Consider the following 21,298-nt stretch of genomic DNA (forward strand, 5'->3'; position numbering starts at 1 on the left):
AAACACCCGGTGCGTCAACGCCTGCGTGACCCGGTCACCGGCCTGCTGTTCGTGCTGCCCGTGCTCGTGCTGTTCCTGATCTTCCGGATCTTCCCGTCGCTCGGCGCGGCGGGGATGAGCCTGACGAACTGGAACATCGGCGGCGACTGGGAATTCATCGGCACGGACAACTACGCCCGGCTGCTCGACGACGTGAACTTCTGGTTGAGCCTGCGGGTCACGCTCGTGTACGTGGTGATCTACGTGCCGCTCACGCTGCTCGTGGCGCTCGGCACGGCGCTGCTGCTCAACCAGGTGGTCTTCATGCGCGGGCTGTTCCGCGGCATGCTGTTCCTGCCGTACGTGACCAGCTTCGTACTGGCGGGCATCATCTGGCGCTGGATCTACGAGTTCGACGGGCTGATCAACGGCCTGCTGGCCAAGGCGGACCTCGGCCCGGTGGCGTTCCTGGAGCAGTCGGCCGTGATCCTGCCCGCACTGGCCGTGGTGTCGGTGTGGAAGGGATTCGGCTACTCGATGCTGATCCTGCTGGCCGGGCTGAAGTCGATCCCGTCCTCCTACCTGGAGGCGGCCACGGTGGACGGGGCGAGCGCGTGGCAGCGCTTCCGCAGGATCACGCTGCCGCTGCTCAAGCCCACGATCTTCTTCGTCGTGGTGATCGAGACGATCAGCGCCTTCCAGACGTTCGACACCGTGTACGTGATGACGGGCGGCGGCCCGGCCAGGGCCACCTACACGCTCATCTTCGGCATCTACGACCACGGCTTCCGATCGTTCGACTTCGGCTACGCCGCCACGTGGGGCATGGTGCTGTTCGCGATCGTGCTGATCGTGTCGCTGGTCCAGCGCCGATTCCTGGATCGGGGGAACACTTGACATCCTCTCCCTCGTACACGTGGGAGAGTCCCACGGTCGCCCGTGAGAGTTCCTGTTTCACCGCCGGCTGCCCGTCTGGAAGGGACTTCCGTTGAGGTCTTACACCAGCGGAGATAGCGCGCGCCAAGCGGTGGTTCTTCACCATGGTGCGGACGGTCGGATCTTCCACGGCGATCACTTGGTTTTCGCGAACAAGCCGTGTGCTGACCTTGTGCAGATGATCGCGCCGCCGATCGGCGATCCGGGCATACACCTTGGCGACCTCGAGCCTCGCCTTGGCCCGGTTGGCACTGCCCTTCTCCTTGCGACTCAGCGCCCGTTGCGCCCGGGCCAGCCTGCGCCGATCGGCCCGCTCGTACCTCGGATTCGCGATCTTCTCCCCGGTGGACAGGGCCCCCACCATGCCCTGCACTGGTTCCAGCGGCGCGATCTCCTCCTCGACCAGCAGGGACACGAACCAACGACCCGCCGTGTCCCTGCTCACCGTCACCGTCACCGTCGACGGCTGTGCACGCAGCGGCAGCGGACGCGACCACACGATGTCCAGCGGCTTATCGATCTTCGCCAGTGTGAGGCGGCCCTCACGCCAGCGGAAGGCCGACCGGGTGTGCTCCGCGGACGCCCGCGACTTCTTTCGCGACTTGAACGCCGGGTATTTCGCGCGCTTGGCGAAGAAGTTTGCGAACGCCGCCTGCAGATGCCGAAGCGCTTGCTGCAACGGCACCGACGACACCGCCCTCAGGAAGCCGAACTCGGCGCTGCGTTTCCATGCTGTGAGCATCGCCGAGGACTCGGTGTAGCCGACTCGCCGCCCCTCGCGGGTATAAGCGCGAGTGCGCTCCTCCAAGGCCTTGTTGTAGACCAGGCGGACACAGCCGAAGGTCCGGGACAGCTCTGCGGCTTGTTCGGGAGTCGGGTGGAAGCGGTACTTGTAGGCCCGCTTCACGCTGTGTGCCACGACGTTCGTCTTAGCGTAACCATGGCCATGATTCGCTTGCTTGTTCCCATCCAGGGCGGCGTCGTACCGCGCTTCCTCCCCCGTACGAAGGCGGGGAATTCCACGCTCAAGGAGCTTCGATGACGATCACCGCGTCCCGGCCCGTCACCGAGGTGCGGACGGCCCGCGCGGCCCGCCGCCGGTGGTGGCGGGGCAAGTGGCCGCTGGCCGCCCTGCTCGCGGTGCTGTCCGTGCTGACCGTGAGCCCGTTCGTGGCGATGTTCATCGTGGCGCTCTCGCCGGCGGGCCGGCCGACCGTGCCGGCCCGGTGGCCGGACTCGCTCACGCTCGACAACATCGCGCGGGTGCTGGAGTCGTCGGGGTTCGTCACGTGGACGGTCAACTCGCTGATCTACGCCGTGGTCTCCGTGGTGATCATCCTGCTCACCTCGTCCATGGCCGGGTACGCGTTCGCCAAGAAGCGCTTCCCCGGCCGCGAGGCCATGTTCTGGACGTTCCTCGCCACCATGATGGTGCCGTTCCAGGCCACGCTCATCCCGACGTTCGTGCTGGTCAACAGCCTGGACGGGGTGGACACGTTCTGGGGCCTGATCGTGCCGACGCTGGCGAACTCGCAGGCCGTCTTCCTCATGCGCCAGTTCATCCTGGGGCTGCCGGACGAGCTGTTCGACGCGGCCAAGGTCGACGGGGCCTCGGAGTGGCGGGTCTACTGGACGATCGTGGTGCCGCTGACCCGGCCGATCCTGGCGACGCTGGGCGTGTTCGTGTTCCTGTGGCACTGGAACGACTTCCTGTGGCCGCTGGTCGTCGGCCAGAGCGACGCCACCCGTACGCTGACCGTCGGGCTGACCACGCTGCGGACCGAGGAGCTGCAGCTGTCGGTGCTCATGTCCTCGGCGGCCGTGTCGGTGGTGCCGTGCCTGCTGGTGTTCTTCCTGCTGCAGCGGTACCTGGTCAACAGCATCGCGATGACCGGCCTGAAATAGGGTCGTGCGGGTGGACATCGCTGTACGAAACCTTCGTGACCGGCTCCGCGGCGCGCTGATCCCCGCCGCGGCCACCCCCATGACCGCATCCGGCGAGGTGGACCTCGACCTGGTCTCCCGCTACCTCGCCGGCCTGGTGGCCGACGGCGCCACCGGCCTGGCCGTGCTCGCCCACACGGGCCGCGGCCCGTACCTCGCCCCCGACGTCCGCGCGGCCGTCATCGAGCGCGCGGTCGCCTGCGCCGGTAAAGGGGGCGTCCCGGTGCTGGCCGGCGTGGGCGGCGGGGCGGAGGACCCGGCGGCGCAGGCGCGGGTGGCGGCCGAGCTGGGGGCGGACGGCGTGCTTGTCTTCCCGTCGGACGGTGACCGGGTGGCGCTGCACGAGGAGGTGTGGCGGGCGGCCCGGCTGCCGATGATCGCCTTCGACCTCTACACGCGCCCGTGCCCGGCCGGCACGCTGCGCGAGCTGCTGGCGCATCCCGGCGTGGCGGGGCTGAAGACGGCGCTGCTGTCGGACGCGATGGGCTGCCAGCGCGCCATCGCGCTGGCCAGGGAGGCGGACCGGCTGGCGATCACGGGGGAGGACCGCATGTTCGGCCCGTCCCTGCTGTGGGGGGCCGAGGCGGCCCTGGTCGGCATCGCCGCGGCGAGCGTCGGGGTGACCGCCGCGGTCCTGGAGGCGTTCGCGGGCAAGGACCTGCGCGCGTTCGAGGAGGCGTCCGGGCGGCTGGACCGGCTGGCGCAGGTCACGTTCACCGAGCCCATGGAGGGCTACGTGCAGCGCATGCTCTGGCTGGCCGCCGCCGAGGGCCGGGTGCCCGAGACGCATTCCCACGACCCGTACGGCCCGCCCCTCCCGGCGGAGGAGCGGCCCGTGATCGTGGCGATGAGCCAGGCGGCTCATTAGCGGCCCGCGATGGCCACCCGGACGAGGTTGCGGGCGCGCACCGCGTACAGGGCCCGGCGGGAGGGGTCGAGCGCCAGCTTGGGCTCGCCGCCGAACCACTGCCCGGCCAGCCCGTCCACGATGGCCTTCGACGTGAACGCGACCAGGTCGATCTTGTAGATCGACCCGCCGTCCGTGCAGTACGCCACCCGGCCGGTGACGAACAGCTCGCCGCCCTTCGCCCCGACCTTGATCGTCCTGGTGACCTTCCCGCTCCGCAGATCGAACTCGAACACCTCGCCCGTGCTCGCCATGCCGTACAGGGTGCCGTTCCTGCCGAGGGCGAGCGAGGAGATCATGCGGGCCCCGGGGATCGGCTCCAGCTGCCACAGCAGCTTGCGCGTCCGCAGGTCGAACGCGGCCAGGCGGGCGGTCGTCGTGACCGGCGGCAGGCCGAGGCCCTCCTGGATGAGGGTGCCCAGGTAGGCGACGCCGTGCCGGGCGACGACCGAGTAGACGGTCTGGCGCTCGACCACCGGCCGGTAGGTCTCGTACGTGCCCTTCCGGGGCGAGTACAGGGAGAGCGCGCCGTTCATGTGGCCGGGCTCCGGCTGGGTGGGCATCACGATCAGGCCCGTCGTGGCGTCGTAGGCGAGGTCGCGCGGGCGGTCCTGCTGGTTGCCGGTGCGGGCGATCAGGTCGGCCTCGGTCTTGCCGCGGTGGTGCGCGTACAGGGCCGCCTGGGTGTAGATGCCCAGGTACGTGGTGTCGCCGACGGTGAGCAGCGTCTTCGGCTCGCCCGAGATGCCCAGCCGGGTCACCTTGCCGGTCGCCAGGTCGTGGACGTCGGCGCCGCCCTTGCCGCCGACGTAGACGCGCCGGCCGTCGGAGTGCACGGACATCGGCTCCTCGGGCGCCGCCTTGAAGCCGCGCTGGACGAGGTTGACGTAGTCGATCGAGCCGGTCGCCGGGTCGTAGACGAAGACCGCGCTGTCCTGGATGCCGTAGATCCGGCCCTCGTGGGCCAGGATGCGGTGGGTCAGGGCCTCGAAGTAGGGGACGCCGAGCACCTCCAGCTTCTCCGTGGCCAGGTGGTAGCGGTAGAACGTGCCGGAGGGGCGGCCGGCGAAGTAGACGTACCCGTCGTGGATCAGGACCGCGACGATGTACTTCTCGCCGGCCGCGGTGGCCTTGACGACCTTGTAGTTCTGCGGCGCGGCCTTCTCCAGCACGAGCAGCTCGCCCAGCGAGTTCATGCCGCCGGCCAGGTGGGTCTCCGACATGCCCATGCTGGAGACCCAGTCGCGGTCGGCCACGGCGGCCGGCAGGAGCTCGCGCTTCTCGCCGGTCCTGCGGTCGATCGCGATCAGGTGGGCGTTGGCGCCGATCCCGGCGTACACGTACGTGTCGTCGGCCTGGATGCTGCGGACGTACGCCTCGCCGGGGGCGGGCTGGCCCAGGTCGCGGCTGGTGCCGGTGGCCGGGTCGTACTCCCAGACGCGGCCGGGCTCCGACGTGCCCAGGTAGACCTTGCCGTCGGGGGAGGAGGCCATGGTCCAGATGTAGTGGTCGGGGTATTCGGCGACCTTGGTGACCTGGCCGGCGATCGTGTCGATCTTGTACAGGTCGGATCTCGCGTGGGTGCCGACGTAGACGTCGGTGCCGACCTTGCACATCGCCCAGATGCCCACGCCGGTCGGGATGTCGAAATGGGTCGTGACCGAATCCTGGCCGAGGTCGAACGCGCCGACCACGTTGGGCGACAGGCCGCGCGAGCCGGCGTAGAGCACGCCGCCGACGAACTCGCCGTTGCCCAGCGGGCTGGCGACGCTCGCCGGCCCCAGGTCGGTGAGGGTTCCCTCGGGCTGTGGCGGTGCTGTTCCGAGGGTCGCGGCGCGGGCTGGCGTGGCCGTGAACGTGGCGGCCGCCGTGGTCGCGGCGGCCGCCTGGAGGAAACGACGGCGGGGGATCATGCGCGGGCTCCCTTGGTGAAGTTTGGGCCGCACGCTATAACGGGCTAGGCCGTAATGTCCAGAGCGAAGAGCGCCGCGGCGTTGCGCCAGGCGATCCGCTCGGCGGTCCCACCCGTGAGTTCCGCCGCCGCGACCGCCCCGAACGCCGACGACGGGTCGATCAGCGTCGCGTCGGTGCCGAACAGCAGCTGCGCCGGGTCCACGGCCGCCACCACCTCCGCGATGCGGCCGGCGGGGAAGTGCGACCAGCAGGGCTCCAGGTAGAGGCGGTCGCAGGCGTTCGCGGCCTCGACGGCGTACCGGAACCCGTCGGCTCCCATGTGCCCGGCGATCACCCGCAGGTCCGGGATGTCCGCGCAGACCTCCGCCAGGGCCAGCACGGACGTGCCCCAGGTGTGCACGAGCGCGGGCCGCCCCGTCGCGGCCACCAGCGTGAGCGCCTCGCGGAGCTGGGCGGAGCCGACCGGCGAGCCCGTGTAGTCGGTGTGGATCTTGACGCCGACGAACCGGCCGCCCGGCAGGTACGCCGCCAGGTCCGCCTCCGCCTCGCGCAGCCGGCGCGGGTTGACCGTGACGTAGCCGAGCAGGCGGTCCTGCGTCTCCAGGTAGGCGGCGAGGGCTCGGTTGCCGGCGGCGGCGTCGTAGATGACGGCCTCGGTGGCGGAGACGATCGCGCGGTCGATGCCGTAGCGGTCCATGGTGGCGAGGTTGGCCTCGGCCACGTCCATGGTGAAGAACCACGGGCCCCAGTGGGCGTGCACGTCGATGATCATGACTGTGGCCTCCTCAGGAGCCGTTCCGCGTTGCCGCCCGCCACGGCGGCGATCTCCTCCGGCTTCAGCCCGCCGGTGGCCAGGCGCAGGAGGGGCACGAGCGGCTCGTAGTGGGGGGCGCGCGAGCCGTACAGGAGGCGGTCGGCGCCGAGTTCGGCGGCGGCGAGCTCCAGCGCGTCGGGGGAGTTGAGCAGGCGGGTGGAGGTGTGGAAGCCGGGCTCGTCCGCGGCGGCCACCAGGAAGTCGCCCAGATGGTAGAAGTGCGTGTCGAGGAAGACCACGTCGGCGCCGAGCCCCGCGAAGGGCCGCCAGAATCTGCGCACGTCACCGCCGGTGAGCACCACCAGGCCGAGCCGCGCCGCCCGGCGCGCGACGTACCTGACGGACGGGAAGCCCGCCTCGACGCCCTGCTCGTCGGGGAACAGCCGGACGGCCCGGACGCCTTCGGCGGCCAGCCGCTCCAGCTCGCGCGCGGCGCCGATCGGGTCGCGCAGGTCCACGGCCCCGACGGGGACGACCTCCGGGGCCACCCGCGCGATCAGCTCGTCGTTGCCCGAGCGCACGTCGAACAGCGCTGCCCGCAGGCTCGCCACCGCCGCGGCCCTGATCCGGTGCTCGCCCAGCAGTCGCAGCACCTGGTCCGGGGCGCCGGGCGGGCCGTCGCGGTCGGGGTAGGCCCCGAACAGCACGTCCACGTCCAGCGCCACCTCCAGCCCGCCGACCAGGCGCCACGCGTCGAACGGAATATCGGACCCATCCTCAATCGCCATGCCGCACATCATGCCATTGACGAACTGTGCTTATAAAGTTACGGTCTGGCCCATAATTGCTCAGCAATGAACGCGAGGTGCGCCCATGCTCCGATCCCTCCTGGTAATTCTGTCGGCGCTCTTACCCGCGCTCCTCACCGGCCCGGTCGCGCGGGCGGCGACGGCCTGTGACACCCCGGCCGTGGAGCGATTCGGCCCCGCGTCGGTCACCGGCGCCATCGTGGGCGCCGCCGTGCTCGACGGGCACGCCTACGTGGTGACCCGCGGCCTGAAGCCCCCCGTGCTGGCCGACATCGACCTCGCCACCCGCAAGGTCGTCAGGAGCGTCACCCTGCCCGACGGCCCGGCCGCCGGTGAGCCCGAGGGCGCCTGGGCCACGGCCGTGTCCGGCGGCAAGATCTACGTCGGCACCTACCCGGTGCCCGACCTCTACAGCTTCGACCCGGCCACGGGCGCCGTGGAGCGGCTGGCGTCGTTCGGGAAGAACGGCGGCTTCGTCTGGAGCCTCGCCGCCGCGCCCGACGGCACCCTCTACGTGGGCACCTACCCGGACGGCCGGGTCCGCGAGTACGTGCCGGGCACGGGCGCGGTGCGCGACTTCGGCGTGCTGGTCCAGGGCGAGCGGTACGTGCGCGCGGTCGCCGCCGACGCCACCTACGTGTACGCGGGGCTGCTCGACAAGGGCCGGCTCGTCCGGATCACCCGGGCGGACGGCACGGTGAAGGAGCTGGCCGCCGCCCCGACCGGGATCGGCGCCGTCGCCGTGCACGGCGACCGGGTGCTGGCCGCCGCCGGCGACACGCTGATCGACATCCGCCCGGACGGTACGGACGAGCGCCGGGCGACCCTGACCGGCGGCACGATCGACATGCTGACCGTGGTGGCGGGCTCCACGGCCGGCGACGACACCGTCTATGCCACGTCCCGCCCCGACGGCGCCGTCCACCGCTACCGCGCGGGCGACACCGCCTTCACCAAGGTCGCCGAAGCGCCGTCGCCGGGCGACGAGACCAGGCGGATCCAGCAGCTCGACGACAACACCCTGCTCGGCTTCTCGGGCAGCGGCGGCGTGTGGTGGCTGGACCTGCGCACCGGCAAGTCCGAGTTCGTCGACCTCATCGACGCCGGCCTGCCCAGCGGCCCGGAGCGGCCGCAGAGCATGCTCGTCGTGCCCAACCGCGCCGTCTACATCGGCGGCCACTTCTCCATGGAGGTACGCGACCTGCGCACGGGCGAGAAGCGCAGGTTCCGGATGCCCGGCGAGCCGAAGGACCTCGTGCGGAAGGGCGACAAGATCTACGCCGCCATCTACCCGAGCGGGCAGATCGTCTCCGTCGACCTGCGTACGGACCGCGTGCGCAGCGTCGGCTACCTGGGCCACGGCCAGCAGCGCCCCTGGGACATCGAGTACGACCCCGCCACCGACAAGCTCGTGGTCGCCAGCGCCCCCCTCGGCGCCAAGCTGAACGGCGCGCTGTCCGTGATCGACCCCCGGACCGGCCGCATCGACGTCTACGAGGGTGTCATCCCCGACCAGAGCCTCATGAGCCTGTCGGTCGATCCCCGGGGCGGCGTCGTCTACCTGGGCGGCGACGTGCTCGGCGGCGGCGGCACCCCGCCGGTGAAGACGTCCGCGTCCGTGGCCGCCTTCGACCTGCGCGCCCGCAAGGTGCTCTGGCAGGTGGACCCGATCCCTGGGCACCGCACGTTCCAGGACATCAAGGTGCACGACGGGCTGCTGTACGGCGTCTACAAGCGCGACTCGGGCACCTGGATCGCCATGGACCTGGCGACCAAGGCAGTGGTGCGGCAGGGCAAGCTCTCCGGGTACGGCGAGCTGACCGTGCACCGGGGCAGGGTGTTCGCGTCCACGTTCTTCGGCGGCGGGAACGCGTACGAGCTGGGCGCCGAGGCCAAGCTGCTGGCCACCGGGCTCGGCGACGAGTGGTACACCAATCCGCAGCTGCACTTCGAGCCCGGCTCCTGGCGGGCCTGGGGGCTCGTGGGCCGCGACCTGGCCAGGATCCGGCTCGATCCGCGCTGCCCGTCCTTGACCGTCACTCCGTAATCTCTGCTAGTTTCGGTCTGTGCCGAAATATGTGATCGATGCCCACCGGCTCATCGGTCCCGTGCCGTTCGACGACCTGCCGACGGACCCCCGGGACGAGATGGACCGGCTGGGCATCAGCCTGGCCTGCGTCACGCACACACTCAGCCTCTACTCCGACCCGAAGGCGGGCAACGAGGCGCTGCTCGCGCTCGACGACCCCCGGCTCATCCCCGTCCCCGTCGTGGTGCCGGGGGCCGGGGAGCCGGACGGGCCGGACGAGGTGGCGGCGTGGGGCGTACGGATGATCAGGCTCTGCCCCGAACGCCACCGCTTCGACCTCACGGGACCGTGGGCCCTGCGGTGGCTGGCCGAGATCGGCCTGCCCGTCGCGATCGACCTCGACGAGACCTCGACCGCCCAGCTCCGCCACCTCAGCGAGCGCCTGCCCAATCTGCCCGTGCTCGTCCTCAACCCCGGCTACCGCCGGTTGCGCGCGCTGGCCGAGCTGATGGCCGAGGCGCCGAACGTGCGGGCCGAGATCGGCACCGTCAACACCCAGGGCGGCGTCGAGTGGCTGGCGGCGCTGTTCGGGGCGGGGCGGCTGGTGTTCGGCACGGGCGCGCCGGTGTCCGACGACTGCGGCCCCCGCTTCCTGCTCGACCACCTCGACCTGCCCCAGAAGGACATCGAGCGGATCGCCGCCGGGACGCTGGAGGAGCTGCTGTGATCCTCGACGCGCACGGCCACGCCGGCACCTGGCCCGACTTCCTCATCCCCCATCCCACCGCCGAACACCTCGTGGCCGCGATGGACCGGATCGGCGTCACCGCGATGGGCATCAGCCACCTGCTCGCCGTCGGCCCCGACGCCGTGCGCGGCAACGAGCTGGCCATGGAGATCGCCGGACGTTTCCCCGGCCGGTTCGGGGTGTGGCAGGTCTACAACCCGCACCACCGCACCCCGCTCGCCCGCGACGGCGTGTGGGGGGTCAAGCTCCACCCCGACGTGCACCAGTGCCGCCTGGACGACCCCCTGTACGAGCCGGTCTGGCGGCTCGGCCTGCCGGTCCTGGCGCACGGCCAGACGGACTCGCCCTGGAGCGACCCCGCCCAGTTCGCCGCCGTCGCGGCCCGGCACCCGCACGTTCCGCTGATCATGGGGCACACCGGGCTCTGGGCGTACGGGTTCGGCCGCGCGGCCCGCCTCGTGGCCGACCTGCCGAACGTCTACCTGGAGACGTGCGGATCGAAGATGACCGGCCGGTGGATCGCCCGGCTGGCCGCGCTGGCGGGGGCCGAGCGGGTGCTGTTCGGCTCGGACGCCTGCTTCCTCGACCTGCGCACCGGCTACGGCCGCGTCGCCCTGGCCCCGCTCACCGACCCCGACCGCGCCCTCATCCAGGGCGCCAACCTGGCCCGCCTGCTCGGCCACTCGTGAAGGCCCGCCCGTAAGGGGCTCGCCCGTGAAGGCCCGCCCGCAAGGGCCCGCCCGTGAGGTCCACCCGTGAAGGTCCACTCGTGAAGGTCCACTCGTGAAGGGACGTCTCCCCGTGACGCTCGCCATCCACGGCGGCACTCCTGTCCGCTCGGCCCCCTGGCCCGCCTGGCCGCCGCCTCTCGACCCCGCGCAGCGCGAGCTCGTCACCAAGGTGCTCGAGAGCGGCCTGTGGGGAGCCACGCAGGGCGGCTCCGTGGTGGCGGACCTGACCGGCGCGTTCGCCCGCCGCTCCGGCGTCCCGTACGGCGTCGCCGTGGGCAACGCCACGCTGGGCCTGTTCGCCGCGCTGCGCGGCCTCGGCGTGGGCAGGGGGGACGAGGTGATCGTCCCGGCGTACACGTTCGTGGCCTCGGCCACCGCCGTGCTGCTGGCCGGCGCCGTTCCCGTAATCGCCGACGTGGACCCGGTGGACCTGCACCTGTCCCCGCGAGCCGTGCGGGACGCCGTGACCGGCAGGACCGCGGCGGTCATGCCCGTGCACCTGGCGGGCAGCCCCGCCGACATGGACCCGCTCAACGACCTGGCCGCCCGGCACGGCCTCGCGGTCGTCGAGGACGCCGCCCAGGCGCACGGCGCCACGTACCGGGACCGTCCCGTGGGCGGCCTGGGCGACGCGGGGGTCTACAGCTTCCAGGCGAGCAAGGCGATGACCGCCGGCGAGGGCGGCCTGATCGTCTGCCGCGACCAGACCGTGCACGACCGCGTCTGGTCGGCCTGCAACGTCGGCCGCGCGCCCGGCGGCCGCTGGTACGGCCACCCGTCCGTCGGCTGGAACCTGCGCCTCACCGAGATCCAGGCGGCCCTCCTGCTGCCCTGGCTGGACCGCCTCGACGAGGAGATCGACCGCAGGAACGCCTTCTGCGCCGCCCTGGAGCGCGAGCTGGCCCACGTCCCCGAGGTGACCGTGGTGCCGTCGCCGGAGGGCACGACGCGCGACTCGCGCCACCTGCTCATGCTGCGCCTCGACGCCGGGGTGGACCGGGAGTTCGTGCTGGCCGCCATGGCCGCGGAGGGGGTGCCGCTCGACGCCGGCTACCCGCCGCTCGGCACGATGGAGGCCCTCACCGCCGAGGGCACCCGCGTCGAGCCGTGCCCGGGCGCCGAGGAGGCCGCCAGGACCGTGGTATGGGTACGCCAGGCCATGCTCATGGACGCACCCGAGGCGGCCGGCGACGTCGCCGAGGCCCTCGCGAAGGTGCTGTCCGGCAAGTCGGCTGCGCCGATTGTCGATTAGCTCTCTCGCCATGATCCGGTGTTGACGGGTGAACCGGTGGTCCGTGGTGCGCACGTACGACCTCCCAGAGCGATATAACGGGCTTGACCGTAATTCGGCCGGAGGGCGCCGTGACAAGATGTCGGGATGGGACCGACGCGGATCATGGCGGTGCGGCACGGGGAGAGCGAGGCCAACCTCGCGCACCGGGAGGCCGGGTCGGCGCCGCTGGTCTACGAGCGCGGGGACGACGAGGTCACGCTGACGGACCTGGGCCGGGCGCAGGCCGCCGCGTTCGGGCGGTCGCTGGCGGGCCTGCCCGCCGCCGAGGCCCCCGAGGTGGTGTGGTGCTCGCCCTACCTGCGGGCGCTCGACACGTGGCGGGTGGCCCTGCGGGCGTGGGGCGCCGGCCCGCTCCCGCTCACCGTGGACGGGCGGCTCAGGGACCAGGAGGCGGGCGCGTTCGCGCGCTACAACCTGGCCGCGATCAAAGAGCGCTTCCCCGAGGAGATGGCGCGGCGGGAGGCCGAGGGCGCCTACGCCTTCCGGCCGCCCGGCGGCGAGTCGCTGGCCGACGTCGTGGTGCGGCTCCGTGACCTCCTCGCCGACCTGCGCGAGCACGCGGCCGGGCGGCGGGTGCTGATCGTCGCCCACGACTCGGTGGTGCTGGGCCTGCGCCACGTCCTCGCGGGCGGCCCGGACGCGGATCTGGCCGCGGTCCTGGCGTTCGCGCCGGTGCTGAACGCCTCCGTGTCCGTGTGGGACGGCTCCGGGCTCGTCCGGTTCAACGACGTCGGCCACCTCTAGCCGGTCTCGACGGCTCCCGCCACCTCCAGCCGGTCTCTGATCAGCCGGTCTCTGATCAGCTGGTCTCGGCGGCGTCGCCCGTCCCTGGCCGGTCCGGGCCGGTCTCGACGATCAGGTCGGCCCGGTCCCGCGTCCGGTCCTCGGCGAACCACTTCTCCTCGGCCGCGAACCACTCCAGCCACCGCGGCTCCAGCTCGGCCCCGTCCCGCTCCATGACCCGCGCGAAGCGCAGCGCCCGCGGCGCGTCCATCCAGACGGTGAAGGCCAGCAGGCGGGCGATCGAGGCGCGGGCCGTGCCGACGCCCTCGATGACCAGGACCGGCGCGACCGGGACCGCCACGTGCTCGGCGTACTCGCCGCGCACCCAGTCGTACCTGCGGAAACCTCCGGGCAGACCGTCCCGGAGCCGGACCAGCACCTGCGACTCCAGCGCGTGGAACCAGCCGCCGGGCCCCTCCTCCCACGGCACGGGGAAGTCGTCGCTGTGGATCACCTGGCACCCGAGCGCCGCCCCCAGCCGCCCCGCGAACGTCGTCTTGCCCGCCCCCGCCGGCCCGTCCACGGCCACCAGCCGGACGGGGCCGCACGAGGGGCGCAGGGTCATGATGCGATCGGCCAGGTGGTTCACCGGACCCAGGGTAGAAGACGTGGTGTGGGCTACTGAGAGAATGTTCTTTCGCCCCGAATGCAAGCAGGAGGTTGATCTTGCTCGGACCCCTCGGTGACATCGTCGTGCTCGATCTGTCCAGGGCCCTGGCCGGGCCGCACGCGGCGCAGATGCTGGGTGATCTGGGCGCTCGGGTGATCAAGGTGGAGCATCCGGACGGGGGTGACGAGTCGCGCGGGTGGGGGCCGCCGTTCGTCGGACCGGATCACGAAATTTCGACTTATTTCCTGGCGGCCAACCGCAACAAGCAGTCCATCGCCGTCGACCTCAAATCCGCCGACGGCAAGCGGCTCATCGAGCGCCTCGTCCGCCAGAGCGACGTCCTGATCGAGAACTTCCGCACCGGCGTGCTCGACCGCCTGGGCTTCTCCGTCGAGCGCCTCCACGAGCTCAACCCCCGCCTGGTCATCCTGTCGATCACCGGCTTCGGCCACGACGGCCCGGAGGGCGGGCGGCCCGGCTACGACCAGATCGCCCAGGGCGAGGCCGGCCTGATGTCGCTGACCGGGCCGTCGCCCGACGAGCCCTACCGCGTCGGCGCCTCCATCGCCGACCTGCTCGCCGGCATCCACGGCGCGTACGGCGTCACCGGCGCCCTCTACGAGCGCGAGCGCACCGGCAGGGGCCGCGTCGTGCGCACCTCGCTGCTGGCCGCGATCACCGGCGTCCACGCCTACCACGGCACCGCCTGGACGGTCGGCGGCAAGGTGCCGGCGGCCGGCGGCAACCACCACGCCTCCATCGCCCCCTACGGCGCCTTCCGCTGCGCCGACGGCATGCTGCAGATCGCCGCGGCCAACGACGGCCAGTGGAAGAAGGTCGCCACGCTCCTCGGCATCGACCCCGACGCCGCGAAATACGCCACCAACCGGGACAGGTTCGCGCACCGGGACGAGCTGATCGCGGACATGGAGAAGGCCCTGGCGGCCCACGACCGCGCCCACTGGCTGGCCAGGCTGGGCGAGGAGGGCGTGCCCGCGGGCGCGATCAGGACGCTCGACGAGGTCTACGCCTGGGACCAGACCCGCTCGCAGGGGCTGGTCGTCGAGGTGGAGCACCCGGTGCTGGGCACGATCGAGCTGCCCGGGCCGCCGCTGCGCTTCGACGGTCTCGAGGGGTTCGAGCACACCGCGCCACCCGCCCTCGGCCAGGACGGCGACGCCGTGCTCGCCTGGCTCGAAGAGCGTGAACGATGATCCGCATTTCGCGGCACCGGACGGTCTCTTCGTGCGTCAACATTGCAAGGCTGGCCGACATTTAGGGAGCGATAGTGAGCCGTCCGGACGCGCGCACACTGATCGAAACGATCCTCGACCGGGGGTCGTGGAAGTCGTGGGACGCGCCGCCCGCGGACCCCGCGCAGCCCGGCTCCCCCTACGCCGACGAGCTGGCCGCGGCCCGCGCCAAGTCCGGCTACGACGAGTCCGTCATCACCGGCGAAGGGCTGCTCGGCGGCCGCAGGGTGGTCGTGGTGGCGTGCGAGTTCTCGTTCATGGCGGGCTCGATCGGGGTGGCGGCGGCCGAGCGGTTCACGGCCGCCGTCGAGCGGGCCACCCGCGAGCGGCTGCCGGTGCTGGCCGCGCCCGCGTCGGGCGGCACGCGGATGCAGGAGGGCGCGCTCGCGTTCGTCCAGATGGTGAAGATCACCACCGCGATCCAGCTGCACCGGAGCGAGGGCCTGCCCTACCTGGTCTACCTGCGGCATCCGACGACGGGCGGGGTGTTCGCGTCGTGGGGGTCGCTCGGGCACGTCACGGCGGCCGAGCCGGGGGCGCTGATCGGGTTCATGGGGCCGCGGGTGTTCGAGTCGCTGCACGGCTACCCGTTCCCCGAAGGCGTGCAGGTCGCCGAGAACCTCCACCGCAAGGGCCTGATCGACGCGGTGGTCCCGGCCGAGGAGGCGCGGGAGATCGCGATCCGGGCGCTCGGCGTGCTCGCCGACGACAGGTCGGGGGTGGAGGCGGGCACTCCTCCGGAGGAGGACCTGCGGCCCGTGGAGGCGTGGGAGGCGATCACCCGCTCGCGCCGCGACGACCGGCCCGGCGTGCGTACGCTGCTCAAGCTCGCCGCCACCGACGTGACCCCGCTCAGCGGCAGCGGGGAGGGTGAGAACGAGCCGGGGCTGCTGCTCGCGCTGGCCAGGTTCGGCACGGCGCCGGCGGTGGTGCTCGGCCAGGACCGGCGGGTCCAGCGGACCAACTCGCCCCTCGGCCCGGCCGGGCTCAGGGTGGCCCGGCGGGGCATGCGGCTGGCGGCCGAGCTGGGCCTGCCCCTGATCACCGTCGTCGACACGGCGGGCGCCGACCTGTCGAAGGCGGCCGAGGAGGGCGGGCTGGCCGCCGAGATCGCCCGCTGCCTGGCCGAGCTGGTCATGCTCGACGCGCCGACCGTGTGCCTGCTGCTCGGCGAGGGGGCGGGCGGGGCGGCGCTGGCGCTGCTGCCCGCCGACCGGGTGCTCTGCGCCCAGCACGCCTGGCTGTCGCCGCTGCCGCCGGAGGGCGCCTCGGCCATCCTCTACCGCTCGGTGGACTTCGCGCCCGAGATCGCCCAGGCCCAGCACATCCGCGCCACCGACCTGCGCCGCGACGGCATCGTGGACCGGGTCGTCCCGGAGATGCCGGACGCCGCGTACGAGCCGCGGCAGTTCTGCGAGCGGGTGGGGCGGGCATTGGAGTACGAGATCGCTCGGCTGCTGGAGCTGAGCCCGGCGGACCGTTTCGCGGCCCGCCGGGCCCGCTTCCGCAACCTCGGCTAGGAACCAGCGCTTCGCGGCTTGGGCAGCTCGTACCGCCACAGCTCCTTGCCGCCTGCGTCGTAGCCCGTGAGGGCGACGGTCTCGCCGCCCTTGGGGGCTCCCTTGGGAACCGGGGCCGCGAACAGCGTCACGTTCTGCCCCCACGTGTCCGGGACGGCCTCGGCCGTCGCGGTGGCGCCACCCTTCATGCGCAGCTCCACCTTGGCCGTGCCCGCGGGCGCGTAGCCGTACCAGGTCTTTTCGCCGCTGATCCATTGGACGGGTCGCGCGGCGTCGAGCACATCGCTCAGCCGCGCGCCGGGCAGCGGCCCGGGCAGCGACGCAGTCTCGCCGTTCTCCCAGAAGGCCATGCAGCCCGGCATGAGGAGAGCCGTGATGCCCGCCGGCAGGGTCTGGCGGGCGGCCTCGGACCTCGCGGCCCGCCTCGTGCAGCCCTTGCTGTATTTCGGGACCTGCTGGTCCGGCTTGCCCTTCGCCTTCATGACGAAGCCCCCGACCTCGGTGTCGCGCGGGACGCTCACATGCCAGACCGGGTACGGGGCGCCCGTGTCGCGCAGGAACGAGGCGCGCACCCGCCGCCCGTCGTAGAGCACCGCTTCGACGGACTCCCAGTCCGCGAGGGCCGGGCCGAAGTAGATGTCGGCGCCGGGGTCCGGCAGGTAGGTGGTCACCTCCTGGAAGGAGCGGAAGTTCCGCGGGAAGTCGACGAGGCAGCTGCTCGTAACCCTGTTGCTCGGCGCGGGTCCGCCGGTGAAGCAGAACTCGTTGGCTTCATCGGACCTCTGGGAGAACCAGATGCGTACCGGGCGGCCGGAGCCTTCGGTGCCCGGGAGGGTCATCACCTCACCGGAGACCTTGTGGGCCTCGTCCGGCGCCCTCCTGGCCGGTTCCTCGTTGCTCCAGACCGGCTTGCCCGACGCGTCGTAGGCGGTGACGCGGCGGCTTTCGGCCGGGTCGTCGGACGGGCTCATGGCGGCGAACAGCGCGACGCCCAGGTTCCAGGGATCGGGCCTGGTCACGACGCTCGCCGTGCTCCCGCCGCCGAACGAGACCTCGATCCTGGCGACGTCCTTGCGGGCGAGGCCGATGATCATGTCCCGCCGGCCGCTGATGGACACGGCATGGTCCATCGCGGAGGGCAGCAGCGAGGCGAGTTCGGCGCCGTGCCGCGACCACGTCAGCCGCGTCCCCTCCTTCGTCCGGTACGGCTGGACGGAGATGCCCTGGGACAGCTCCATGGGCGCACTCATGGGCTGCCCGTCCGGCAGGAACAGGCCGTCGCGGGACCACCAGCCGAGGTCCTTGCCGTCGACGTCCGAGATCCGGATCTTGGACATCGGCTCCTGGGCCGGATACGTCACCGTCCACAGCCGGTACGGCGCGCCGTCCAGGCTCCGCACCGTGCCCTGGAACTCCTGCCCGCCCTTCGTGACCCCGGCCACCGCGCCCACGTCCTCGCGCGCCAGCCCCCAGTCCATCGAGGTCGCCGCGCCGTCCCGCAGCGTGCTGCCCACGTACCAGGCGTCCACGTCCTCCCACGCGAAGGCCTCGACGCAGGCCCCGTACGGCTCGCCGGCGGCCCGCTCGACGATGTAGCAGACCTCGGGATAGCCCAGCTTTCCTCTGGCGAACCAGATCCGCAGCGGCTTGCCCTCGGAGGGGTTGTCCACGGACGCCTCCTTGCCGAGGGGCGTGCGCTCCTTCATGAGCTGCTGGTAGATCCCGGTCGGGTCGACCGCGGTGTTCCTGCCCAGGCCCCCGTTGAGCAGCGCAGGAACGAACACGGTCAGCAGCGCCACCGGCAGCGCGGCCAGCAGCCACCGGGCCGGCCGGCGCCGCGGCCGGCGCTCCATGATGCGCGCCCAGGCGTGCGGGTCGGGCTCGTAGCCCCGGGCGCGGGCGTCGAACGCGGCTCGAAGGCGCTCTTCCAGGTCGTTCACGCGTCCTCCTCCTTCAGCGCCTTGCCCAGGGCCGCCAGGCCCCGGCTCGCGTGCGTCTTCACCGATCCGGGCGAGACGCCCATGGCGTCGGCGATCTCGCGTTCCGACAGGTCCAGCCAGTAGCGCAGGACGAGCGCCTCGCGCTGGCGGCGCGGCAGCCGGTCCACGGCGGCCAGCAGCTCGCGATGCTCCTCGGAGACGAGCACGGCGTGCTCGCTGCTGCGCGCCGGTTCGGGAGGGTCGGGGCGGCGCAGTCGTACGAGGCTGAGGTGGCGCAGGCGGTTACGCGTCAGGTTGCAGACGGTGGAGCGCAGGTAGGCCAGGGCGGCCCCGTCGTCGCGCAACCGCCTTGTGTGCAGCCGGGCGAACGCCTCCTGGGCGATGTCCTCAGGGTCGTCCGCGCCGAGCAGCCCGGCCAGGCGTACCAGGGAGTGGTACTGGGCCGCGAACAGGTCGGCGAACGACGGCTGCGCCATGGTCGCTGTTTCGGTCACGTCATAGAGACACCCGGAACGGCGGCAGGTTGACTAGGGGACCGGAATCCGTTCGACGCGGATCGAGAAGACCTCCTCGCGGGGCACCACGACCTCGTAGGCGCCGTGGTCGACCAGCCAGTAGCCCAGCGCCTCCGCCTTCATCCCGCTGTGCCCCGTGTAGGCGATGTGCAGCCCGTCGTCGTCCTCGTCGATCACGATGCACGGCTCGCCGCCGAACGCCCCCACCGTGCGGATCAGCACGAGCCACTCCACCTGCGACCTGGCCACCACCCTGCGCCAGTAGCCCGACGCGGGATCGAACCCGTCCAGCTCGACCTCGCTGAACAGCACCACCTGGTCGTTGTCGGGGCCCAGGGCGGCGGGCAGCGTGCGGCCGTCGAAGCGCGCCACGAAGCCGGACGCGACCGGCATGATCTCGTCGTCACTCATGCGGCGGGCCGCCAAGTCAGGCCGTCGTACTCGGCGAAGGGCCGCTCGCCGTCGGCGGTGACGTGGACGATCTCCGTCCCGGCCGGGATCGGCATCGGAACGGTGTGGAACTGCGGCACCACGTGATCCGACGATGTTGTGAAACCGTTGCCGGCGAACGGCGGCGCGTCGCTCCAGTCGCCACCCATGTGGGGCCCGTACGGCACCGCGTACGTGTCGACGTCGCGCGCGTACCAGCGCATCACGTAGAGCTCGGGCACCTCGCCGAACAGCTCCGACCCGTCGAAGGACAGATCGAGCCCGTGGTAGAGCGACTCAGGCGTGGTCAGCCTGACGCAGTCCTGCACGCGGTAGACGTAACCCGAGATCACCGTGCGTTTGCCCGACAGATATGGCACGAGCAGGCGCGGCGGGACAACCTTCTGCATCTGCGTTCCGCTCACGGTACTACTTTACGATCGGTTGAACCTCAGAGAACCCGGTGTTGGAGGCACGGCAGGGTCGCCCGGGCCGCTGTTGTCCATTCGTGATCCACCCGCACGGTCTGCACGCCGGGCGCGGTGCCGAGGTCGGCGCGGATCACGCCCAGGGGATCGACCAGCATGCTGCGGCCCACCCCGTAGCCGTCGGACGACTCGGCCGGGTTGGGCGCCTGGCCGACGGCGGCCGTCCACATCGTGTTCTCCAGCGCCCGGGCCCTGACCAGGGTGACCCAGTGGTCCTCCTTGAGCGGCCCGGAGCCCCACGCGGCGATCACGGCGAACAGCTCGGCGCCCTTGTCCACGAGCGCCCTGGCCAGCTCGGGGAAACGCACGTCGTAGCAGGTGACGAGGCCGACCTTGAGCCCCGCGAGCTCCACCACGGTCGGCTCCGCGCCGGGCGCGACCAGGTCGGACTCCTTCGCGCCGAACGAGTCGAACAGGTGGATCTTCCGGTACGCCGCCCGCACCGCGCCCTGCGCGTCGATGGCCACGGCCGTGTTGTGCACGCGGTCGTCGCCCGGCTCGAAGACCCCGGCGATCACCGCCAGCCCGTGCTTCCTGGCCGCCTCCGCCAGGCCCGACACGAACGGCCCGTCCAGGGGCTCGGCCAGGTCCGTGATGCGCCGCCCGTAGCGGGTGAGCGTGGCCTCGGGGAAGATCGCCAGGTCGGCCCCCTCGGCCCTGGCGAGCGCCTCCCGGGCCCGTTTCAGGTTCGTGGCCGGGTCAGGAGACACCGGGATCTGGCAGAGGGCGATTTCGGTCACGGCCCGACTCTAACCGGTTGGGCACCACTCGAAACCAGGTCAGGCATCGCCAGATCCACTCAAGAGGCCCGTACCTGAACCTGGCCTGCCACCACCTGCTGAACAGCACCTGCGCCGCCACGGTCACCGCCGCCAGCGCCACCACCGACCAGCGCGTCGGGTCGGTGTCCAGCAGCGGGGTGGCCAGGACGATCACGACGGTGCCCGTGACGTAGTTGGTCAGCGCCATCCTGCCCAGCGGCTCCAGCACCGCCGACAACCACGGCCGCAGCGCCAGCAGCAGTCCCAGCGAGTACGCCGCCGCGCCCGCCAGCGCCGCCGTGCTGTAGAGGATCCACCCGCCCTGGCTCGCCCAGGCGGCCGTCAGCAGCGCGCCGGCCAGCGCGGTGACCGCGAACGAGGGCAGCAGCAGCGACCTGGACGGGCTCAGCCGCCACAGCCCCATGCCGATCAGGAACAGGCCGGGGATCAGCCACGCCCCGCCGTCCACCTGGAGCCCCCACACCAGCACCGCCACCCCGAGCACCAGCACCGGCAGGCCGCCGGTCAGGAACGAGGCCGGCAGCAGCACCGCCGCGCCGTAGACGGCGTAGTAGGTCAGCACCTCGCCGTCGTAGAACGTGTGCTGGACCAGCCCGAGGCAGAACAGCCAGAACAGCCGGCTCAGCAGCGCCCAGCGGCTGTTTCCGCGCAGGAACAGCATGAAGCTGATGCCGAACAGCAGCGAGAAGATCGGGTAGAACCGGCTCTGGAACAGCGCCTCGATGACCCAGTCGACGCCGTTGCGCGGGTCCTTGGCGGTGTGCTGCCAGGTGTTGACCAGCATGATGCCGCCCACCGCGAAACCGCGGAGGGCGTCGAGCTCACGGATGCGCGTCACAGGAACCAGGCCAACCACCATACGAGGAATCCGGCGCCGACGGCGGCCGCCGCGATCTGCGGCCAGCGCCGGTCGCGCAGGAGCGCGGCGGCGGT

At 71.9% G+C, this 21,298-nt stretch carries 20 protein-coding genes and 1 pseudogene; 10 read left to right on the forward strand and 11 right to left on the reverse strand.

Annotated features, from left to right (window positions below; genetic code table 11):
- Positions 1 to 324: 324 nt before the first annotated feature.
- Positions 325 to 789: pseudogene (locus ACWDX9_RS27215) on the forward strand (carbohydrate ABC transporter permease); the annotation flags it as partial.
- On the opposite strand, the gene ACWDX9_RS27220 reads toward ACWDX9_RS27215, so the two are convergent.
- Positions 740 to 1,834, reverse strand: a complete 1,095-nt coding sequence (locus ACWDX9_RS27220) for an RNA-guided endonuclease InsQ/TnpB family protein (protein ID WP_449958721.1) — start codon at positions 1,832 to 1,834, stop codon at positions 740 to 742. The pseudogene ACWDX9_RS27215 and the gene ACWDX9_RS27220 overlap by 50 nt on opposite strands.
- Before the next feature lie 119 nt (positions 1,835 to 1,953).
- Between ACWDX9_RS27220 and ACWDX9_RS27225 the strand changes: the two genes are divergently transcribed.
- Positions 1,954 to 2,820 (forward strand): carbohydrate ABC transporter permease, encoded by an 867-nt coding sequence (locus tag ACWDX9_RS27225; RefSeq protein ID WP_449958723.1) that lies wholly within the window; start codon positions 1,954 to 1,956, stop codon positions 2,818 to 2,820.
- A 10-nt stretch (positions 2,821 to 2,830) separates the two neighbouring features.
- Positions 2,831 to 3,727 (forward strand): dihydrodipicolinate synthase family protein, encoded by an 897-nt coding sequence (locus tag ACWDX9_RS27230; RefSeq protein WP_449958726.1) that lies wholly within the window; start codon positions 2,831 to 2,833, stop codon positions 3,725 to 3,727.
- Here ACWDX9_RS27230 and ACWDX9_RS27235 read toward each other — a convergent pair.
- The 3 genes from ACWDX9_RS27235 to ACWDX9_RS27245 are packed head-to-tail and all read right to left on the reverse strand — an operon-like array spanning position 3,724 to position 7,222.
- Entirely contained in the window at positions 3,724 to 5,679 is a 1,956-nt protein-coding gene (locus ACWDX9_RS27235) for a PQQ-binding-like beta-propeller repeat protein (protein WP_449958729.1), read from the reverse strand. The two genes, ACWDX9_RS27230 and ACWDX9_RS27235, sit on opposite strands and share 4 nt — an antisense overlap.
- A 44-nt stretch (positions 5,680 to 5,723) precedes the next feature.
- Positions 5,724 to 6,452 carry an amidohydrolase family protein gene (locus ACWDX9_RS27240; RefSeq protein ID WP_449958732.1) on the reverse strand — a complete coding sequence of 243 codons (729 nt, stop codon included), beginning with the start codon at positions 6,450 to 6,452 and terminating at the stop codon, positions 5,724 to 5,726.
- Entirely contained in the window at positions 6,449 to 7,222 is a 774-nt protein-coding gene (locus ACWDX9_RS27245) for an amidohydrolase family protein (RefSeq protein WP_449958735.1), read from the reverse strand. The genes ACWDX9_RS27240 and ACWDX9_RS27245 overlap by 4 nt, the downstream gene beginning before the upstream one ends.
- A gap of 85 nt (positions 7,223 to 7,307) precedes the next feature.
- Between ACWDX9_RS27245 and ACWDX9_RS27250 the strand changes: the two genes are divergently transcribed.
- The 5 genes from ACWDX9_RS27250 to ACWDX9_RS27270 all read left to right on the forward strand — a co-directional run bounded on the left by ACWDX9_RS27250 (position 7,308) and on the right by ACWDX9_RS27270 (position 12,789).
- Entirely contained in the window at positions 7,308 to 9,290 is a 1,983-nt protein-coding gene (locus ACWDX9_RS27250; protein WP_449958738.1) for a PQQ-binding-like beta-propeller repeat protein, read from the forward strand.
- A gap of 19 nt (positions 9,291 to 9,309) precedes the next feature.
- On the forward strand, positions 9,310 to 9,999 hold the full coding sequence (locus ACWDX9_RS27255) for an amidohydrolase family protein (protein ID WP_449958741.1): 690 nt from the start codon (positions 9,310 to 9,312) through the stop codon (positions 9,997 to 9,999).
- Complete coding sequence (locus tag ACWDX9_RS27260; RefSeq protein WP_449958743.1) at positions 9,996 to 10,709, forward strand: amidohydrolase family protein; 714 nt, start codon at positions 9,996 to 9,998, stop codon at positions 10,707 to 10,709. The genes ACWDX9_RS27255 and ACWDX9_RS27260 overlap by 4 nt, the downstream gene beginning before the upstream one ends.
- Before the next feature lie 94 nt (positions 10,710 to 10,803).
- Positions 10,804 to 12,003, forward strand: a complete 1,200-nt coding sequence (locus ACWDX9_RS27265; protein ID WP_449958747.1) for a DegT/DnrJ/EryC1/StrS family aminotransferase — start codon at positions 10,804 to 10,806, stop codon at positions 12,001 to 12,003.
- A 126-nt stretch (positions 12,004 to 12,129) separates the two neighbouring features.
- Complete coding sequence (locus ACWDX9_RS27270; protein WP_449958750.1) at positions 12,130 to 12,789, forward strand: histidine phosphatase family protein; 660 nt, start codon at positions 12,130 to 12,132, stop codon at positions 12,787 to 12,789.
- A gap of 55 nt (positions 12,790 to 12,844) precedes the next feature.
- On the opposite strand, the gene ACWDX9_RS27275 is transcribed toward ACWDX9_RS27270, so the two are convergent.
- The gene (locus ACWDX9_RS27275; RefSeq protein ID WP_449958752.1) at positions 12,845 to 13,417 is read right to left on the reverse strand and encodes a uridine kinase family protein; all 573 of its coding nucleotides are present in this window, start codon (positions 13,415 to 13,417) and stop codon (positions 12,845 to 12,847) included.
- Positions 13,418 to 13,494: 77 nt separating this feature from the next.
- Between ACWDX9_RS27275 and ACWDX9_RS27280 the strand changes: the two genes are divergently transcribed.
- The gene (locus ACWDX9_RS27280; protein ID WP_192786409.1) at positions 13,495 to 14,652 is read left to right on the forward strand and encodes a CaiB/BaiF CoA transferase family protein; all 1,158 of its coding nucleotides are present in this window, start codon (positions 13,495 to 13,497) and stop codon (positions 14,650 to 14,652) included.
- 74 nt (positions 14,653 to 14,726) lie between these two features.
- Complete coding sequence (locus ACWDX9_RS27285) at positions 14,727 to 16,211, forward strand: carboxyl transferase domain-containing protein (protein ID WP_449958755.1); 1,485 nt, start codon at positions 14,727 to 14,729, stop codon at positions 16,209 to 16,211.
- Here the strand turns inward: ACWDX9_RS27285 and ACWDX9_RS27290 are convergent.
- The 6 genes from ACWDX9_RS27290 to ACWDX9_RS27315 are packed head-to-tail and all read right to left on the reverse strand — an operon-like array spanning position 16,208 to position 21,203.
- A complete protein-coding gene (locus ACWDX9_RS27290) occupies positions 16,208 to 18,151 on the reverse strand; it encodes a hypothetical protein (protein WP_449958759.1) in 1,944 nt (647 codons plus the stop codon). The two genes, ACWDX9_RS27285 and ACWDX9_RS27290, sit on opposite strands and share 4 nt — an antisense overlap.
- Positions 18,148 to 18,645, reverse strand: coding sequence for a SigE family RNA polymerase sigma factor (locus ACWDX9_RS27295; RefSeq protein ID WP_449958761.1), 498 nt, complete (start codon positions 18,643 to 18,645; stop codon positions 18,148 to 18,150). Before ACWDX9_RS27295 ends, ACWDX9_RS27290 begins: the two co-directional genes overlap by 4 nt.
- Positions 18,646 to 18,678: 33 nt before the next feature.
- Positions 18,679 to 19,077, reverse strand: a complete 399-nt coding sequence (locus ACWDX9_RS27300) for a hypothetical protein (RefSeq protein WP_350722531.1) — start codon at positions 19,075 to 19,077, stop codon at positions 18,679 to 18,681.
- The gene (locus ACWDX9_RS27305) at positions 19,074 to 19,520 is read right to left on the reverse strand and encodes a hypothetical protein (RefSeq protein WP_355194675.1); all 447 of its coding nucleotides are present in this window, start codon (positions 19,518 to 19,520) and stop codon (positions 19,074 to 19,076) included. Before ACWDX9_RS27305 ends, ACWDX9_RS27300 begins: the two co-directional genes overlap by 4 nt.
- A gap of 26 nt (positions 19,521 to 19,546) precedes the next feature.
- A complete protein-coding gene (locus ACWDX9_RS27310; RefSeq protein WP_355194677.1) occupies positions 19,547 to 20,323 on the reverse strand; it encodes a carbon-nitrogen hydrolase family protein in 777 nt (258 codons plus the stop codon).
- Positions 20,283 to 21,203, reverse strand: a complete 921-nt coding sequence (locus ACWDX9_RS27315) for a DUF418 domain-containing protein (protein ID WP_449958765.1) — start codon at positions 21,201 to 21,203, stop codon at positions 20,283 to 20,285. The genes ACWDX9_RS27310 and ACWDX9_RS27315 overlap by 41 nt, the downstream gene beginning before the upstream one ends.
- Between the last annotated feature and the right edge of the window lie 95 nt (positions 21,204 to 21,298).

Source organism: Nonomuraea sp. NPDC003201 (assembly GCF_053590415.1).

Bases quoted from the DNA above. Each gene is read 5' to 3' on its own strand.
- ACWDX9_RS27225 (WP_449958723.1), top strand. From the start codon at position 1,954: ATGACGATCACCGCGTCCCGGCCCGTCACCGAGGTGCGGACGGCCCGC.
- ACWDX9_RS27235 (WP_449958729.1), bottom strand. From the start codon at position 5,679: ATGATCCCCCGCCGTCGTTTCCTCCAGGCGGCCGCCGCGACCACGGCG.
- ACWDX9_RS27240 (WP_449958732.1), bottom strand. From the start codon at position 6,452: ATGATCATCGACGTGCACGCCCACTGGGGCCCGTGGTTCTTCACCATG.
- ACWDX9_RS27245 (WP_449958735.1), bottom strand. From the start codon at position 7,222: ATGGCGATTGAGGATGGGTCCGATATTCCGTTCGACGCGTGGCGCCTG.
- ACWDX9_RS27250 (WP_449958738.1), top strand. From the start codon at position 7,308: ATGCTCCGATCCCTCCTGGTAATTCTGTCGGCGCTCTTACCCGCGCTC.
- ACWDX9_RS27270 (WP_449958750.1), top strand. From the start codon at position 12,130: ATGGGACCGACGCGGATCATGGCGGTGCGGCACGGGGAGAGCGAGGCC.
- ACWDX9_RS27300 (WP_350722531.1), bottom strand. From the start codon at position 19,077: ATGAGTGACGACGAGATCATGCCGGTCGCGTCCGGCTTCGTGGCGCGC.